Genomic DNA, 1206 nt, shown 5'->3' on the forward strand with positions numbered 1-1206 from the left:
TGGAAACCAGCCGCTTGATCCTGGCGGACGAATCCTAATGTGTCGAACAGGCGCAGGCTTGGCACGTTGTCGTCTTTGACTTCTGCAAGGAGTCGGCAGGGCCCAGCATCGGCGCGCAGCAAGTCAATCGCTTGCGACAGAGCCTTGCGCCCATGGCCTTTGCCACGAACCGCCGGGGACATGTTGATGCTGACGAGCCAGTAGTCGGCCATCTGATCGAAGCGCACCACGCCGAGCTTGTGGCTATCCTCTTCAGCAATCAGAATCAGGTGGCGTGAGCTTCTGATGGCATTTGGAAACCATTTCAGATGCTCTGCCTGGCCAATGGGCCTTCCTGACTTGCTGGCTGTCACGGAATCAGGATCGTTGCGCCAAGCGAGAACGTCGAGGGCATCGTCCATAGTCGCGCGTCTGAGCTTCATTGCCACCATCCCGCTGAGCGTCCGGCCTCTATCACGATTTCTAGCACCTGGCAGACGGCGGCGACTACCGCCGTCAGCATCATGACCGCGCTATACTTGTGTGCCAAGGGTGAACCCGGCCGCCATCGCTCATTTGCCACGTCTGCGCTCCGCTATATCAATTCCTGCCCCTTGATGATCTCTCTGTCACGCGGGTGACTGCAACTTAAAGCGCGAGCGCCGGCACCGATTCATGTGACGCATCGGGGCGGCAATTCGTGTAGACTTGCCCTTGACCGGAGAATGGATCTCCGAGCGGGCATGATGGCGCGACTTCATGGAGCGCCGACGATGCGAAGCCGAAAGCAGAAGTATCCAGTTCCGGCCAAGCTGCCTGAACCGGCGAAGCGGGCGGCAGCGTATGTCCGCATGTCCACCGAGCATCAACAATACTCTACGTACAATCAGATGGTCGTGATCCAGGCGTATGCAGCGCTGCATAACATGGAGATTGTACGCACCTATGCTGATGAGGGCATCAGCGGCTTGCGAGCAGAGAACCGCGCGAGCCTTCAAAAGCTGATGAGCGATGTCTTCGGTGATCGCGCCGACTTCAGCGTGATTCTTGTCTATGATGTCAGCCGGTGGGGCAGGTTCCAGGACACCGACCAGGGTGCTCATTATGAGTATCGCTGCAGACAGCACGGAGTGCGGATCGTCTATTGCGCAGAGCCGTTTGAGAACGATGACGGCCCGCTGTATGCAATCGTCAAAGCCATAAAGCGTGCGATGGCGGCCGAGTATA

2 protein-coding genes are annotated in these 1206 nt (G+C 58.0%); one reads left to right on the forward strand and one right to left on the reverse strand.

Annotated features, from left to right (window positions below; all coding sequences use genetic code 11):
* Nucleotides 1-422: GNAT family N-acetyltransferase (locus tag DTX69_RS29880; protein ID WP_162917702.1), on the reverse strand; the 422-nt coding region annotated here is incomplete at its 3' end.
* Nucleotides 423-752: 330 nt separating this feature from the next.
* Here DTX69_RS29880 and DTX69_RS29885 point away from each other — a divergent pair.
* Nucleotides 753-1206 (forward strand): recombinase family protein (locus DTX69_RS29885; protein WP_162917703.1); only part of this gene is annotated, 454 nt, incomplete at its 3' end.

This window comes from Dongia deserti, assembly GCF_003574735.1.
GTDB classification, from domain to species: domain Bacteria; phylum Pseudomonadota; class Alphaproteobacteria; order Dongiales; family Dongiaceae; genus Dongia_A; species Dongia_A deserti.